Genomic DNA, 14855 nt, shown 5'->3' with positions numbered 1-14855 from the left:
GGCCCGGCACAACGGTTGCAAGAGGTTGCAACCGTTGTGGTCGATCGGCGGTCACCCACAGGGTGTTTCGCTATATTCAGAACATGCTGAATCAAGGCCTGTGGTCCGCACCCGGATGCGACATCCGCTTCTGGGACCACCCCGGGGATTCGGCGCCGGTCGTGTTCCTGCACGGGGCCGGTGCCGACCACCTCATGTTCGACGCGCAGGCCCGGCACCTCGCCCGGCAGGGGCACCGGGTGGTGACCTGGGATCTGCGCGGGCACGGGCTCTCCCGCCCGTCGGCCGAACCGTTCACCGCCGAACAGGCGCTCACCGATCTGGCCGGGCTGATCGACCGGCTGGGGCTGGACCGGCCGGTGCTGGCCGGGCAGTCGCTGGGCGGCAACCTCGCGCAGGAGGCGGTGCGGCGGTGGCCCCGCATGGCAAGGGCGCTCGTCGTCATCGACTCGGCCTGGAACGCCGCGCCGCTCTCCGCCACCGACCGGTTGCTGCTGCGTCTCGCGTCCCCGGCGCTGTCGCTCATCCCGGCCGGATCGCTGCCCCGGGTGCTGGCGAACGCGTCCGCCGTGACACCGGGGGCACGCGCCGACGCCCGGCGCGCGTTCGCACTGCTGTCCAAACCGGAGTTCCTGGCGGCATGGCGGGCGACGGCGACCCTGCTCCGTCCGGACCCGGGCTATCGCACCCCGGTGCCGCTGCTGCTGATCCGCGGCGAACGCGACCGCACCGGCGACATCGCCGCCCGGATGCCCCGCTGGGCCGCCACGGACGGCGTGGCCGAGCACGTGATCGCCGGGGCGGGGCACATCGCCAACCAGGACGCGCCGGACGCGGTGAACGAGGTGCTCTCCGCGTTCCTGCACGGCCTGCCGGAGGCGGGGGACCGATGAGCGGGGAGCGCGAGTTCAGCAACACCGTCGGCGACCTGCTGGCGTCGTGGAACCTGCCGCATGCCACCGGCCGCACCTACGGCCTGCTGCTGCTCTCGGAGCAGGCCCTGTCACTGGACGACATCGCCGCGCGACTCGGTATCAGCAAGGCGGCGGTGAGCACGGCCGTGCGGCAGCTCGGATCCTGGGGCCTGGCCAGGGTGTTGCCGCAGCCGGGCAGTCGCAGGCTGCTGATCGAGGCGACCGCGGGCATCGACACGCTGCTGGAAGCCAGTCATGCCAGGGCGCGCACGCTCGTCCGGGCACTCGGACAGGGCCGCGAACTCGTTCCCGGCGGCCCCGCCTCGGAGCGGCTCGAGGACGTCATCGGCCTGTTCGCCGCCTACGTCGACGTCGGCGAGCAACTGCTGGAACGACATCGCCGCGACGGGTAGCGAGGGGTCAGCCCTCGTTCGGCCGGACGACGTGCAGGCGGGACAGGTCGCGGACGTAGCGGCTCGCGCGGGCGTCGTTCGGCAGCACCAGGGTCGGCCGCCGCAGAAGTTCCCCGTTGTACCGGGTCGCCAGCAGGGCCGCGCAGGCCCCGAACTCCGGTGAGACCTCGGCCCAGGACAACAGCACCCGGTAGCCGTCCGCGGAACAGGCCAGCACGGCGAAGCTCAGGTGGTCCATCTTGCGCCGCTCGTCCCGGCGCAGCACCAGAACGTCGAGGACCCGGTGCAACGGCACGCCCTCGACGGAGTGCAGTTCCCGCGAGTGAGTCGTCGAGTACTGCACGGTGAACGAGATGTGGGCGTGCGACCGCAGGTCCGCCGGCGTCACCGTCCGTTCGCCTTCGACGTCGCCGGTGACGGCCACCGTCTCCTCCGGGTGGCGCGGTCGCGGGACCCGGACGGCCCGGTTTCGCGTCTCGGCGACCGGCGGGGGTTCCATCGTTCCAGCGTAGGTTCGACGAGTCGAGGCGGTAAGCCGCCAATCAGGGCGTATGCGCGTATGCGGATGTATTACACGGTTTAATGCGCACCGGCGAAGTATCGGTCGGTTCTGTTCCTGATTCGCGTTCGCTGTTTCCGGTCCGCGACACGCCGATGCCACACGGTGGGCGTGGGCGGCAGACGCCGGGCGCCGGGCGGATTCCCGGGGTGGATGCGGTGCCACGACCTCCTCCCCGCCGTGCCCGCGTCCGGATGGCCGTCGTGCGTCCGGCGGAACATCGCCACGCACCGTAGTCTGCGCCGGTCAACACACCAGCCCGGATCCACGAGGAGTTCACCGCAATGCGCCTGTCCACCCGGAACCAGCTCACCGGCACCATCGCCTCCATCACCGAGGGCTCGGTGATGACCGTGGTGACGCTGGACCTCGATGGCGGCCAGCAGGTCACCGCGTCGATCACGAAGGAAGCCGCCGAGGACCTCGGGCTCGCCGTCGGGATGCCCGCCACCGCACTGGTGAAGTCCACCGAGGTCATGCTCGGCGTCGAATGAGACGAACCGGTACGCCGGTTTCCCTTCACCTGTGGGAAAACCGGCGTACCGGACCGTGCGGTGTCCGAAGTGGACGGTGAGTATTCGGTGTCGTCCCTGGAGGTTCCGCCGGTACGGTCGGTGGATGCGTCCCGTTCTGTTGCCCACCGACCGGCTCCTCCTGCGCCCGCCGCGTCTCGACGACGCGGACGCGATCACCCGCGCCTGCCAGGACCCCGTGCTGCAGCGCAGGATTCCGGTTCCGGTCCCGTACACACGCGCGGACGCTCTGCGCTACGTCACCGATTTCGCCGAGCCGGGCTGGGCCACCGGGACCAGGTGTACCTGGGTGATGGAGCACGGCGGGGAACTCGCAGGATCCATCGGTGTGGACGCGATCGCTGACGGGGCCGCCACCATCGGCTACTGGGTGTCGCCCGAGTGGCGGGGGCAGGGCTTCGTCGTCGAAGCCGGACGTGCCGTGGTGGACTTCGCCTTCCGCCCCGTTCCCGGTGGCCTCGGCCTCCAGCGGCTGGGCTGGCAGGCGTTCGCCGGTAACGCCGCCTCGGCCGCCGTCGCCCGGAAACTCGGCTTTCGCTTCGAGGGAACGGTTCGCCTTGGCTCGATGGGCAGGGCCGGGCGGGAGGACGACTGGATCGCGGGCCTGCTCGCCGGCGATTCCCGGGACGAGCAGACCTGGCCGGACCTCGGCTGAACGCGCCCTCCCGGGTGGAACTCGGGGTTCAGGCCGGTCCGGTGATGTGGGTGCGCAGGGCGGCCCAGGTGGCCGGGGTGAGGGTGAGGTGGCCGGTGTGCGGGGTTTTGCTGTCGCGGATGCCGACGGTGTCTAGCGCGTGTGCGATTTCGACGCAGTTTCCGCCGTTGCCGTTGGAGCGGCTGGACTTGCGCCACCGTGCGCCGGTGAAGTCTGGGGTCGGCATCTCGGCTCTCCTACATGTCTTGTCTCGCCTGCTCGATCAGGTCGATCGTCTCGACGTTGCCGAGGGCAGCGCCGAGTAGCCGATCGAACACCAGGCTATACCCGCGCACGTGCATTTCCTCGTCGAGGTAGTCGGCCGATGCGATGTCTTCGAGATATACGAACCGGACTCCGGCGGGCTCTTCGAGCGCCAGCAGGACGAACGAAGTGCCCATTCCGGCGTGCGCCCCGGCGGTGAACGGCAGGACGTGCAGGCTCACGGTCGGCAGTTCGGCCAGGTCCAGCAGCCTGCCGAGCTGGTCCTGCATGGTTTTGCGGCCGCCCACCACCCGGCGCACCACGGCCTCGTTGACCACGGCGAACAGATGCGGCGGGTTGTCCCCGGTCAGCCTCGCCTGCCGTTCCGCGCGAGCGCCGACCAGCCGGTCGACCTCATCGGCGTCCCGCTGTGGATTCGCCGCCATCGTGACCGCACGGGTGTAGGCGGGAGTCTGCAGAAGCCCAGGCACAAGCTCGGCCTCGTAGGTGCGGATCTCCTTGGAATCCGCTTCCATGCCGACGAAGTCCCGCGCCCAGTCCGGCACCCGATAGGAGGTGCGGCGGCGCGCGTCCCTGGCCATCGCGACGGCCTGCTCGCGCAGATCGTCCCGCTGATACAGCGCGATCAGCAGGTCGACCTCGGGCGTGCGCAGGCTGCCCTTGCCCGCCTCGACGCGACTGATCTTGGAGATATCGCAGTCGATCGTGCGCGCGGCGTCCTCCCGCGTGAGGTCGGACTCCGTGCGCAGGCGGCGCATCAGGCGGCCGAGCTGAATCTTGGCGACAACAGGCGATCCCATGTTCGGCATTCTGCCCGAAACAAGACGCACGAAGTAGACATACACCTAATCGGATGATCCCGAATGTCTTCTGCAAACCGCACGTGCGAGTTATGGTTACTGCGGGAGGTAACCACATGACCACGGAAACGCGCCGCCCGCGCCGCTCGTTGCGGCTCACCGCGCTGGACGGCGTCGAACATCTCGTCGGGCAGGCCGAACACGACCTGGGGATCGCCCGGAGAGCGGGACGCTTCCGGGCGCGCTGCGGGACCGTCTTCCTCGTCGCGCCCATGTGCGCCGGTGGTCTCCGGAGCTGCCCCGGGTGCGCGGCGACCGGCAGGCGAGCGCCGCGCACCCGCCCTACGCAGGCGTTCGGCAGGCACTGTGCCCGGCCGCCGGCTCGGCCGTTCGCCCGGTTGTTCTCCCGCCGGGCTGCCCGCCATGTCCACCCGGCAGGCCCGCCGCCCGAACCCGCGATCACCACCGCACCCCCGCGATACGTCGACGTACCGCGGCCGGGGGTGGGCGGATGATCCGCCGCGACCGGCTCCTGTTCGCCCGCCTTTCCAGCGTGAACACGGCTGTGGGCAGGGAACTCGGCGAGATGTTCGCCTCGTTCCGGCACGGCCTGCCGCCCGCTCCGGCACTGCGGGCGCTCGGCTGCGAACTGCGGGACGTCGCCGAGGACCTGCTCGCCCGTGCCACCGAACTCGACGGCCGGACCGTGGAGCGGCAGATCGTCGCGCCGCGGCCCGTGGTCGTGGAGGCACGGACCGGCCCCGAAGAACTCCCGGCGGGGGCGGGTGGTTTCCCCGTCCGCCCGTTCCCGCCGGGTTCCACCGCGCCGCTCCCGCGCTCCGGCGGGACGGTCCGACCGGAAGGACGGCAGTGATGCCAGCAGCGACCGACCCGAGCGACCCGATCGCTTCGCACAGCGCGCGGTTCCCGCTCGACGGGTTCAGCACCACGCCGCGTCCCGCCGACCTGCCTGCCCCGGCCGGCCTGCGCCCGTTCGGACTGCGCCGCGCCTGCGGCGGCGGGACCACGCGGCGGCTGCCCTCGCACTCCTACGACCCCGTCCGGCAGCTCGCCGTCGACCTCCGCGGGCGGCCGCTCGTGGAGCTGTCACTGATGGGCGACCCGACCGCGGAACGGACCGGCCACGTCGACGGTGAGGATGAACCGAGCAGCACCGACTGGATCAACGACTGATGACGGTCCTGGTCCTCGCGTCCGAACGCGACTTCTCGGCCGACCGCGTGGTGGCCGCGCTCGGGCGGCGCGGCGTCCCGGTCGTCCGGGTGGACACCGCCTGGTTTCCGCGCCACCTCACCGTCGACGCCGAACTGCGTGCCGGACGCTGGACCGGCACCCTGCGCACCGGCGACCGGACGCTGGATCTCACCGGCGTGCGCTCGGTCTGGTACCGCAGACCGCGTGCCTTCGCGTTCCCGGACGGGCTGTCGCCGACCGAACGGGAATGGTCGGCGGGCGAGGCGAAACTCGGCCTCGGCGGGGTGCTGTCGGCGTTGCCCGCACTGTGGGTGAACCATCCCTCGCGCAACGCCGACGCCGCCTACAAGCCGGTGCAACTCGTCACCGCCGCGGCCTGCGGGCTCGCCGTCCCCGACACCCTGGTCACCAACGAACGTCCTGCGGTACAACGATTCTCCTCGGCGGGGGAGACCGTGACGAAGGTCTTCGGCCAGCCGTCGATCGTCGAGGACGGTGCCCGCCGGAGCACGATGACGGCTCTGCTCGGCGAATCCGGGAACGTCGATCTGCGGGGCGTCGAGACGACCGCGCACCAGTTCCAGCGCTGGGTACCGAAAGCGCACGAGTCGCGGGTCATCGTCGTCGGGGACCGGGTGTTCGCGGCGCTGATCGTGGCCGGGTCCGCCGCGAGTCACGTCGACTGGCGGCGCGACCACGACAGCGTCACCTACGAGCGCACCGATCCGCCGGTGTCCGTGGTCGCCGGGGTGCTCGACTACGCCGTCGACCGCGGCCTGATGTTCGGCGCGTTCGACTTCGTCATCCGCCCGGACGGGGAATGGGTCTTCCTGGAATGCAACCCGGGCGGGCAGTACGGCTGGCTGGAGGACGCCGCCGGGCTCCCGGTCACCGGCGCGCTGGCCGAGTTGCTGGCGAGAGGAATCGGATGAGCCCGGTGCACTGGCGCAGGTCCGCCCGCACGCTCGCCGCCACGCTCACCGAGTCCGGGACACTGCGCGACCCGGTCCTGCGCGAGGCCGTGGAGACGACGCCGCGGCACGTGTTCGTCCCCCGTTTCCACACCCAGCGGCCCACCGGGGAATGGGCCGTCACCGACGAGAAATCACCGGCCTGGCTGGACGAGGTCTACCGCGACCAGCCACTGGTGACCGCGCTGGCCGACGGCCTCCCGGTGTCTTCCTCGACGAAACCCGGGCTCATGGTGCGGATGATCGAGGCGCTGCGGCTGGAACCGGCGCACCGGGTGCTGGAGATCGGCACCGGGACCGGGTACAACGCTGCCCTGCTGACCAGGATGCTCGGCGACGACCACGTCGCCTCGATCGACATCGGCACCGACTTCGTCGCCGCCGCCCGTGACCGTCTCGCCGGACTCGGCCTCGCGCCGACGCTGGCCGTCGCGGACGGGGCAGGGGGACTGCCGGACCGCGCACCGTACGACCGGATCATCGCGACCTGCTCGGTGCCCGCCGTGCCCTGGGCGTGGGCGGGTCAAGTCCGCGACGGCGGGCTGGTGCTGGTCGACCTCAAACCGTCGGTCAGCGCCGGAAACCTGGTGGTGCTGCGGCGATACGGCGATCGGCTCGAGGGCCGGTTCCTGCCCCGGTGGGCGGGGTTCATGGCGATGCGCGACCCCAGCACGCCCGCGTCCGTGCCGCCGGTCGCGCACGGCCCGGAAGGCCCGCGGCGCACCACCCGGTTGCCCGCCGAGGTCACCGCGGAACTCGTGCCGTGGTTCCTGGCGCACTGCCGCCTGCCGCGGATCACCGGTATCGGCCACAGTGGACGCGACGAGGACCGTCCGGAGTGGATGGTCCTGCACGCCGCCGACGGTTCCTGGGCGGAGGTCGCCGTCCGTGCGAGCGACGGCGAGCGCGCCGTCCGGCAGGGTGGTCCGGTACGGCTGTGGGATCACATCGAGGCGGTCGTCGACGGCTGGCACAGGCTCGGCAGCCCCGGCTGGGACCGGCTCGGCCTCACCGTCACCCCGGACGGTTTCCACCGCGTCTGGCTGGACGAGCCGGACGGGAAGTACCGCTGGGCCCTGCCACCCCGCGCGGTCACCTGACGTCGCCCGGCCGGCTCCTCCGTTCGGCGGCGCGAACGTGCCCCGGCCGGCGGTTTCATGCGAACGCGACGGTTGTTCCATCGCGGCCGGTTACGTTCGATCACGGAAAGCGAACTCGCGGCCTCGGCCGCGGCGAAGGGAGATTTCCATGAGGACGAAGATCACCGGCGCGGTCGCCGCGATGGCAGGTCTGGCGGCGTTGTCCATGCCGGCCACGGCACAGGCCGCCCCGGAAACGACCGCCGCGGACTGCGGCCTGTCCCGGGTCGAGCAGACGATCAACAACTGCCGTCCCGGCCCGGTCAATGCCACCATCACGTGGATCAGCAGCATCCAGGGTGAGCCGGGCAGCAGCACCATCGTCTGCCTGGCGCCCGGGGTCAATACCGTTTTCCATCTGCTCGGACCGTTCCGGCTGGGCACCTACCTGCTCGAGCACGACACGCCCTGCAAGCCGATCTAGGCCCGTTCACGGCACGTACGCCGTCACCGGTTGTGGCGGCGTACGCGGCCGGACGGACTCGATCGTGCGAGCCTGGACACCTTGCTACGTAAGGAAACCGGCGTAACGCGACATTCCGGGCGCGGCCCCGCCCACCGTTCGGGGACGGCAGGCTGAAGCGCCCGGTGGTACCGCCCTTCCGCCCCTATCATCGGCCGATGGCCGAGGACACGGACCGCGACGGCGGTGCCACGGAAGACAAGGCCGGATCCGGCGGGGAGAGCACCCTGACGGTGCTGCTCGCCGGTGGCGTGAACCTGGCCATCGCCGTGCTGAAGGCGATCGCCGGATTGATCACCGGTTCGGCGGCGATGCTGTCCGAGGCCGCGCACTCGGTGGCGGACACGTTCACCGAGATCCTGCTGCTGACCGCGCTGCGTCGTTCCGGCCGGCCCGCCGACCGGGTACATCCCTTCGGATACGGCAAGGAACGCTACTTCTGGTCCCTGCTCGCGGCGGTGTCGATCTTCGCCTCCGGTGCGATGTTCGCCTTCTACGAGGGTTTCTCCACGGTCTTCGGTGCGGCCGAGGAGCAGACCGACCCGGTCGTCGGCTACGTGGTGCTGGCGATCGCGTTCGTGCTGGAATCGGTCTCCTGGCTGCAGGCGCTGCGCCAGGTGCGCCGCGAGTCCGTGGCCCAGGACCGGTCGATGCGGACGTACCTGCGGCTGATCGACGACCCGGCACCGAAGACCGTCCTGTTCGAGGACTCCGCGGCGCTGATCGGCCTGCTGCTCGCGTTCGCCGGGATCGGCCTGCACCAGCTCACCGGTTCCTCCGTCTGGGACGGGCTGGCCTCGATCGCGATCGGGGTGCTGCTCGCCGGAGTGGCCTACCTGCTGGGGCGCACCAACCGGGGGCTGCTCATCGGCAGGCAGGCCGATCCGGTGCTCGTGCGGGGCGTCCGCCGGACCCTGGACGCCGTTCCGGAGATCGACGCGGTGGTGGACCTGCAGACCATGCTGATGGGCACGGATCAGGTGCTGGTGTGTGCCAGGGTGGATTTCGCCGACACGCTCACGTCCGGCGAACTGGAACACCTCTGCGTCCGGCTCGCCGCCCGGTTGCGCGAGGAGTTCTCCGACGTCACCGAGGTTTTCCTCGAGCCAGTCCCGCGCAACGATCCGGACCTGCGCGCCACCGTGCTCGCCCGGTACGGCGAGCGCACGCCGTGAATTGAGAGTTCTTCGTCGAACGCGAGCCTCGTTCGCCCTGGTACGACGGGTAGAACGTGACCGGCGTCGGTGGGTCACCGGCCAGGGTGACGGCCGTCCCCGCTGGTTTCGCCGCCCGATCAGGGAAAACCTTCCGGAACGGAACGTCGGCAGGCTCACTCCTTGGCCTGTAACGGAATGCGACCACGCCTGGACGATCGGTATCCGGGGAATCCGGTGATGTCCACATGAAGTCCACACGGGACAGCAGCACAACCCAAGGGAGACAACGATGAAGCGCATACTCGCCGGAACGGCCGCCGTGGTGGCGGCGATCGCGATTCCGCTCCTGGGCACCTCCGTCGCCCAGGCGGACACCGGGATCGCGCAGTCCTCGCCCGGTGACGACGGGGTCTGGGTGCTGTACCTGGACCAGGGATACATCGGCTGGTCCGGGGTCGCGAGCTTCGCCGACGCCGACGACTGCGCCGGCTACGGCAAGGACGGCGAGGACGAGGGCTGGTGGTACGACTTCGCCTGCTTCGACATCTCCGACGGTCACGAGGTGCCGTTCGATCCGGGTCACCGCTGACGCTGCGCCGAACGGGTGCCACGACCGGCACGGCCGGCACGGCACCCAGCGAATGCCCGCCCACCACGTGCGCGGTGAGCCCTGGCGGCGCCCCGACCTCATCGGCTAGCCCGCCCGCGTACCGCGACTGGTTGGCCAGCCTCGGCGGGGGAGCGGTGGGAACGGCGGTTCAGGCCGTGGGGCGGGCGTTCTCGCCGAGCAGCTCGCGCAGCATGCCCAGTAGCTCACGCCGGTTGGCCGCGCCCAACTTTCCGCGCATCCGGGCCATGTGGTGCTCGACGGTCTTCGCCGAGATGAACAGCCGCGCACCGACCTGCTTGTAGGTCATGCCATCCAGCACGAGCGCGGCGACCTCCTGTTCCCGGTCGCTCAGCGCGCTGGCATCGGCGACCCCCGTCTGCTGCTGCGCCGGTTCCGGGCCGGGATCCTCGCCGGAGGGCACCTGCCGTGGCTGCCGGGCGACGCCGTGGAACCGCCGCGCGGCGTCCAGCAGCATCACCATCGCCGCACGGTCCGAGGTACGGATCGCGGCCTGCCCGGCCAGGCGCGCGGCGTCCCAGCGCAGGCCGAGCTCGTGCAGTTGTCCCGCGGCCGCGCAGACCTGCTCGGCGTCCGGCGAACCGGCGAGCACCGCGTGCCAGCTCGCCGCCGCCTCGGCCAGCGCCGTGGTGAACGGGCTCAGCCCGGCGAACCGCCCCAGGGTCTCCGCCTGTACGCCAGCCTGATCGCCGTCCTGTGTGGTGACCGCTGCCTGCAACCGGCTCCACGAGACCATTGGAGTCCACAATGGAGGGTCGCCGAGGGTGCTCAGCAGTTCGGACGCCTGCGCGGCGTGCCGGTCCAGCGAATCATGTTCGCCGAGTCGCGCCGCCGCGATCATCAGCTCGCCGAGCGGCAGCAGCATGAACAGGTCCACCTGGTGGCGCATCAGGGCCTCGTAGGCCTGTTGCCAGACACGGCGCATTCCGGCGATGTCGCTGCTCCGCCGGGCGAGCCCGACCTCCAGCGCACGGCGGAACAGTTCGTCGCGCGGTTCCAGCGTCCGGCCGCCGTCCGCGACCTCGCGCACGATCGCCGCCGCGTCCGGCAGTTCGCCCCGGGTCATCGCCACCCAGGCGCGCAGCAGCCGGTGCCGCCCGGCGAGCAGACGTCCGCCCGCCCCGTTGCCCACGGCACGGGTCAGCACCGAATCGGCGAGGGTGAGCTGCCCGGCGTGCAGCGCGGCCAGCGCGGCCAGCGCCGCCGGGCTGTCCGGCATCAACGTCGTGGCACCCGCGGGTTCCAGCATCGCCGCGGCGCTGGTGAGCGGGGGCAGCGCGGTGGCAGGCGCCCCGGTGAGGGAGTCGGCGACGCCTTCCGCCATCCGCTGCGCGGCACCGGCGAGCAGGGTCGGCATCGCCGGTTCACCGGGGGACGCGAGCAGGGAACGGGCCGCCTCCGGACGGCCGGTGCCCGCCAGCCCGACGGCGGCGAACGCCCGCGCCCCACCGATACCGGACCACTGGAAGAGTTCCGCGCTGCGGGCGAGTTCGCCCCGGTGCGCGAGCACGGTGGCCGAGATGCCTGCACCCTCGGCGCGCAGCTCCGGATCCCGGTCACCGAGCAGTGCGTCGCTCAGCCGCAACGCCGTGTCCAGGTCACCCGCCAGCGCCGCCGCCCGCGCCCAGCCCGGCGCCATCGAGGTCACCGGACGGCCCGCGTCCGCCGCGGCGCCGAACAGTCTGGTGGCCAGTGCCGGGTCGGAATCTACGGCCTCACGGGCGGCACACTCGAACGCGGACGCGACGCCGGTACCTCCGGCGCCCGAGCCGAGCAGCGTGCTGGCCGCCCCCAGCACCGGTTTCCCCGCGCGCCCGAGCGCCTCGACCAGTCGCTGCACGGTGCCCGCCCGGCGATCCACCGGGCCGAGCGCCCGGATCGCCAGCCCGACCACCGGTGCCACGGTGCCGTCAGGTCTCAGCAGCGCCGCCGCCCGCGCACTCTCGACGAGTTCGGCGAGGGTGTCCCGATCGGCGTCGAGGACCTCGCCGAGCAGCACGAGATCGTTGCCCGCACCGGCGTCGGCGGCGATCAGCAGCCTGGCCACGCGCTCGTCCAGCCCGTCCAGGTCGGCACGGAACGGTTCGACGGCTTCGCGCGGTATCCGGCGCTGGGCGGCCATCCGCTCGATCCCCTCGGCGTCCGCCGGGGCGAGCACCCGCTCCAGGAAGCGGGGGACCCCGCCGGTGCAGGTGTGCAGGAAGCGGGCCGTGGTGGCGGACGGTGCGGCACCGGTGATCGCGGCGGCGAAGCGTGCCGTCCGCTGCACCGTCAGCGCGGGCAGGGTGAGCACCGGTCTCGGGTCGGTCAGCGTGGCCAGCACCGCGGACAGGGCGGGCGGGCACGGCCACGGCCGGGCGGCGAGTACCACCCGGGGGGCACCCTGTTCGAGCAGCGCCCCGATCGCCGCGATCCGCTCCGGAGTGGCGAGGTGGGCGTCGTCGACCACCAAGGGGGCACCGGCCGTGGCGGCGTCGACATCGCCGGTGGCCTCGGGCCAGCGTTCCCGTACGGCGCGGAGCAGGGTGGACTTGCCGTGGCCGGCCGGGGCGAGCACGGCGAGCCGCAGCGGTGCGCCCGGTTCGGCCGTGAGCGCTTCGAGCAGCCCGGCCTGCTCCGTCCCGCCGAGCGGGGCCGTGCGGTCGGTTCTCGCCGTGATCAACACGTGCTCCCCGAGGTCTGGCCGTCCGCCGGACGGCAGAACGGACGGGCGTCCGCCGTCGCGAGATCTCCGCGCAGCATCAGCATCGTCATCAGCGTGACCAGGGCGACCAAGGCCGAGGCGAGCGTGCCCGGCCGTCGCCGCTCGGGGGCGCGCACCGGACGGGCGACGGTGATCACCGGTGCGTCGATCCGCAGCGGCGGCCGTATCGGACGGCTCGGCACCGGTTCCGCCATGTCCTCCGTGCCGGTGCGCGGCAGCACGGTCGTCACCGCGGCCGCGGTGGAGTCGGCGTGCAGCAGGATCTCGCTCGCCGCCACCGACGCCGCGCCGCAGGCCGCCGTGATCTCGGGGTCGGGCAGCGCCACCGGACGGCAGGGCAGCGATCCGCGCAGCCGTTCCAGCAGTTCGGGGGTCACCGCGGGGCCGTGCACGGCGATGCCGCCGAGTCGCTGGGTGGACGCCGGCACCTGCCTGCCCAGCGCGCGCAGTTCGTCGAGGCAGGCCTCCGCCCGCTCCGCCGGGCCGCCGTCCGCGCCGTCCTCGGCCTGCGCACCCGTGACGATGCCCGGCGCGGCCGGGTCGCCGCAGGCCAGCGGTTCCCAGCCGGCCGTGGACCGGTGCAGCAGGGCAGGCGTCACCTGCTCCGGTCGCGCCTCGAGGACGGCCGCGAGCATGCCTGCCGTGGCGGGCCCGCCCGCCCGGGTGTGCTCGTGCAGGACGGCGACCGGCACCGGTACCAGCACGATGTCGCGCAGCCCCTCGGCGTCCAGCGCGGCCCGCAGGAGACGTCTGCGGTAGGGCCCCCAGCAGCCGGGGTGGGTGACGGCGATCCGTTCCGGTTGCTCCCCGCGCTGGGTGGCGACCTGGCCCGCGCCCCAGGCCACCACCACGGCGCTGAGCGACTGGGCGGCGAAGGTCTCCCCGGCGATGTGGATGGGTACGTCGTCGCCGATCCGCTCGTGGAAACCGCTGATCAACCTGGCGGGATCGGCCGAACCCGCCTCCCGCGCCCCGTCGCCGAACAGGACATACCCCTCGTCGTCGAGGTACAGCGCCCCGGGTACCGAGGCGGTGTGATCGCCGAGCGGGACGACCTCGGCCCGGTCGGCGGTGTCCTCGCGCAGCGTGCAGGTCGCCACGGTGACACGACGGGAACCGACGTCGACTCCGACCGTGTACGGCATGCGGCGACGTCCTCCTGCGGGGTCGGGAAGGCTGACGGGTCGGTGGCCGCGACAGTCCTCGACTGTTCTCGTAGGGGATCCGTAGCCGTCGCCCGTTCGGATCGCTCCTCGTCTCAACTAGGCGAAGAAAAGCGCCAGAACGTGACTCTAGGTCGCCCCTAACCCCCTATCGGGTCGGTGGGTTATCCCCTAATCGTGAGTTCGCCGGGGAACCCGGACCCGGCCCCGATGTGCTGGGGGATCGGCGTCCATAACGTGATCCACATGCACCGGGCCGAGCGCCCGGCATCCCTTCTCGACGATCCACAGGAGAACTTTCATGGCCCAGACGCTTCAGGACTTCGTCCTCAACCTGATGAACGACCCGGGCGCCCGCTCGGCGTTCGACGCCGACCCCGAGGGTGCCCTGGGTGCGGCCGGTCTCGACGACGTCAGCGCGCTGGACGTGCAGGAAGTCATGCCGCTGGTGCTCGACTTCGCCTCGGCCGATGGCCTGGGACAGGGCACGGGCCAGGCCGACCTTACCGGGGCCCTCGACGCCGGCCCGGTCGGCCAGCTCCAGGACTTCACCCAGCAGCTCGGCGCGGTCGGCGACCTGGCGGGCAACCTGGAGAACAACGCGGTCTCCGCCGGTCTCGCGGCCGTCACCGAGGACCTCACCGGAAACCTGGGCACCGCGGGTGACCTGTCCGGCACGATCGACAGCGTCACCGGCATCGGCAACGACGGCGAGAACAACATCACCGACACCGTCGGCGACCTCACCGGCAGCATCACCGGTGGCGACCTCACCGGCGGCGACGTCACCGACAACCTGACCGACACGGTCGGCGACCTCACCGGCAACGTGACCGGCGGTCTCGGCGACGTCTCCGGCGCGGGCGACCTCATGGGCAGTGTCGAGGGCCTGACCGGCGACCTGCAGAACACGATCGGCGACCTGACCGGCAGCATCTCCGGCGGCGACGTGGCGGGCAACCTGACCGACACGGTCGGCGACCTCACCGGCAACGTCACCGGCGCCATCGGCGACGTCTCCGGCACCGGCGACCTGACCGGCCACGTCACCGACAACCTCAACGAGGTCATCGCCGACAACCCGGTCACCACCACGGTCAGCGGCGTCATTCAGGACAGCGGCAACGTCTCCGACGTGATCAGCAACGTCGGCCAGGTCGGCGACATCAACCTCGGTGACGTGGACCTCGGCGGCATCGACCTCGGCGGCATCGCCGAGGGCGGCATCGGCAACGGCAACGACATCGGCGGCGAGTGATCCTCACCCCGTGACAGAG

Annotated in this window: 18 protein-coding genes; 13 read left to right on the top strand and 5 right to left on the bottom strand. The window is 71.8% G+C overall.

Annotated features, from left to right (window positions below):
* Positions 1 to 83 precede the first annotated feature (83 nt).
* Both CFN78_RS17745 and CFN78_RS17740 read left to right on the top strand, forming a co-directional pair.
* Complete coding sequence (locus tag CFN78_RS17745) at positions 84 to 893, top strand: alpha/beta fold hydrolase (RefSeq protein WP_094863934.1); 810 nt, start codon at positions 84 to 86, stop codon at positions 891 to 893.
* Positions 890 to 1327: a GbsR/MarR family transcriptional regulator gene (locus CFN78_RS17740; protein ID WP_094863933.1), complete on the top strand. Its 438-nt coding sequence runs from the start codon at positions 890 to 892 to the stop codon at positions 1325 to 1327. The genes CFN78_RS17745 and CFN78_RS17740 overlap by 4 nt, the downstream gene beginning before the upstream one ends.
* A 7-nt stretch (positions 1328 to 1334) precedes the next feature.
* Here the strand turns inward: CFN78_RS17740 and CFN78_RS17735 are convergent, their stop codons facing one another.
* Complete coding sequence (locus CFN78_RS17735; protein ID WP_240519519.1) at positions 1335 to 1826, bottom strand: molybdopterin-binding protein; 492 nt, start codon at positions 1824 to 1826, stop codon at positions 1335 to 1337.
* A gap of 344 nt (positions 1827 to 2170) precedes the next feature.
* On the opposite strand from CFN78_RS17735, the gene CFN78_RS17730 reads away from it, so the two are divergent.
* Positions 2171 to 2380 carry a TOBE domain-containing protein gene (locus tag CFN78_RS17730; protein ID WP_094863932.1) on the top strand — a complete coding sequence of 70 codons (210 nt, stop codon included), beginning with the start codon at positions 2171 to 2173 and terminating at the stop codon, positions 2378 to 2380.
* A 124-nt stretch (positions 2381 to 2504) separates the two neighbouring features.
* Complete coding sequence (locus CFN78_RS17725) at positions 2505 to 3074, top strand: GNAT family N-acetyltransferase (RefSeq protein WP_094863931.1); 570 nt, start codon at positions 2505 to 2507, stop codon at positions 3072 to 3074.
* 28 nt (positions 3075 to 3102) lie between these two features.
* Here the strand turns inward: CFN78_RS17725 and CFN78_RS17720 are convergent, their stop codons facing one another.
* Complete coding sequence (locus CFN78_RS17720; RefSeq protein WP_094863930.1) at positions 3103 to 3300, bottom strand: DUF397 domain-containing protein; 198 nt, start codon at positions 3298 to 3300, stop codon at positions 3103 to 3105.
* Positions 3301 to 3310: 10 nt separating this feature from the next.
* A complete protein-coding gene (locus tag CFN78_RS17715; protein ID WP_094864005.1) occupies positions 3311 to 4138 on the bottom strand; it encodes a helix-turn-helix domain-containing protein in 828 nt (275 codons plus the stop codon).
* 116 nt (positions 4139 to 4254) lie between these two features.
* Here CFN78_RS17715 and CFN78_RS29205 point away from each other — a divergent pair, with 116 nt between their 5' ends.
* From CFN78_RS29205 to CFN78_RS17685, 8 genes are all read left to right on the top strand, one after another.
* Positions 4255 to 4653, top strand: coding sequence for a hypothetical protein (locus CFN78_RS29205; RefSeq protein ID WP_165777597.1), 399 nt, complete (start codon positions 4255 to 4257; stop codon positions 4651 to 4653).
* The gene (locus tag CFN78_RS29200; RefSeq protein ID WP_165777596.1) at positions 4650 to 5012 is read left to right on the top strand and encodes a hypothetical protein; all 363 of its coding nucleotides are present in this window, start codon (positions 4650 to 4652) and stop codon (positions 5010 to 5012) included. Before CFN78_RS29205 ends, CFN78_RS29200 begins: the two co-directional genes overlap by 4 nt.
* Positions 5012 to 5332 (top strand): putative ATP-grasp-modified RiPP, encoded by a 321-nt coding sequence (gene tgmA, locus CFN78_RS29195; protein WP_165777595.1) that lies wholly within the window; start codon positions 5012 to 5014, stop codon positions 5330 to 5332. The genes CFN78_RS29200 and tgmA overlap by 1 nt, the downstream gene beginning before the upstream one ends.
* Positions 5332 to 6285, top strand: a complete 954-nt coding sequence (gene tgmB, locus CFN78_RS17705) for an ATP-grasp ribosomal peptide maturase (RefSeq protein ID WP_094863928.1) — start codon at positions 5332 to 5334, stop codon at positions 6283 to 6285. Before tgmA ends, tgmB begins: the two co-directional genes overlap by 1 nt.
* Positions 6282 to 7424, top strand: a complete 1143-nt coding sequence (locus CFN78_RS17700) for a methyltransferase domain-containing protein (protein WP_094863927.1) — start codon at positions 6282 to 6284, stop codon at positions 7422 to 7424. The genes tgmB and CFN78_RS17700 overlap by 4 nt, the downstream gene beginning before the upstream one ends.
* Positions 7425 to 7572: 148 nt before the next feature.
* Positions 7573 to 7887, top strand: a complete 315-nt coding sequence (locus CFN78_RS17695; protein WP_094863926.1) for a hypothetical protein — start codon at positions 7573 to 7575, stop codon at positions 7885 to 7887.
* A 197-nt stretch (positions 7888 to 8084) separates the two neighbouring features.
* Positions 8085 to 9101, top strand: a complete 1017-nt coding sequence (locus CFN78_RS17690) for a cation diffusion facilitator family transporter (RefSeq protein WP_094863925.1) — start codon at positions 8085 to 8087, stop codon at positions 9099 to 9101.
* A gap of 271 nt (positions 9102 to 9372) precedes the next feature.
* A complete protein-coding gene (locus tag CFN78_RS17685; RefSeq protein ID WP_094863924.1) occupies positions 9373 to 9672 on the top strand; it encodes a hypothetical protein in 300 nt (99 codons plus the stop codon).
* Between the two features lie 169 nt (positions 9673 to 9841).
* Here the strand turns inward: CFN78_RS17685 and CFN78_RS17680 are convergent, their stop codons facing one another.
* Together CFN78_RS17680 and CFN78_RS17675 are read right to left on the bottom strand one after the other, a co-directional pair.
* On the bottom strand, positions 9842 to 12373 hold the full coding sequence (locus CFN78_RS17680; protein ID WP_240519518.1) for a helix-turn-helix transcriptional regulator: 2532 nt from the start codon (positions 12371 to 12373) through the stop codon (positions 9842 to 9844).
* Positions 12370 to 13560, bottom strand: coding sequence for an Hsp70 family protein (locus tag CFN78_RS17675; protein ID WP_094863923.1), 1191 nt, complete (start codon positions 13558 to 13560; stop codon positions 12370 to 12372). The genes CFN78_RS17680 and CFN78_RS17675 overlap by 4 nt, the downstream gene beginning before the upstream one ends.
* 319 nt (positions 13561 to 13879) lie before the next feature.
* Here CFN78_RS17675 and CFN78_RS17670 point away from each other — a divergent pair, with 319 nt between their 5' ends.
* Positions 13880 to 14836 carry an IniB N-terminal domain-containing protein gene (locus CFN78_RS17670; RefSeq protein WP_094863922.1) on the top strand — a complete coding sequence of 319 codons (957 nt, stop codon included), beginning with the start codon at positions 13880 to 13882 and terminating at the stop codon, positions 14834 to 14836.
* Positions 14837 to 14855 lie beyond the last annotated feature (19 nt).

This window comes from Amycolatopsis antarctica, assembly GCF_002262875.1.
Classification (GTDB): domain Bacteria; phylum Actinomycetota; class Actinomycetes; order Mycobacteriales; family Pseudonocardiaceae; genus Amycolatopsis; species Amycolatopsis antarctica.
Note: the sequence above shows the minus strand (reverse complement) of the source record. Positions and strands in the feature narration are given on the sequence as shown.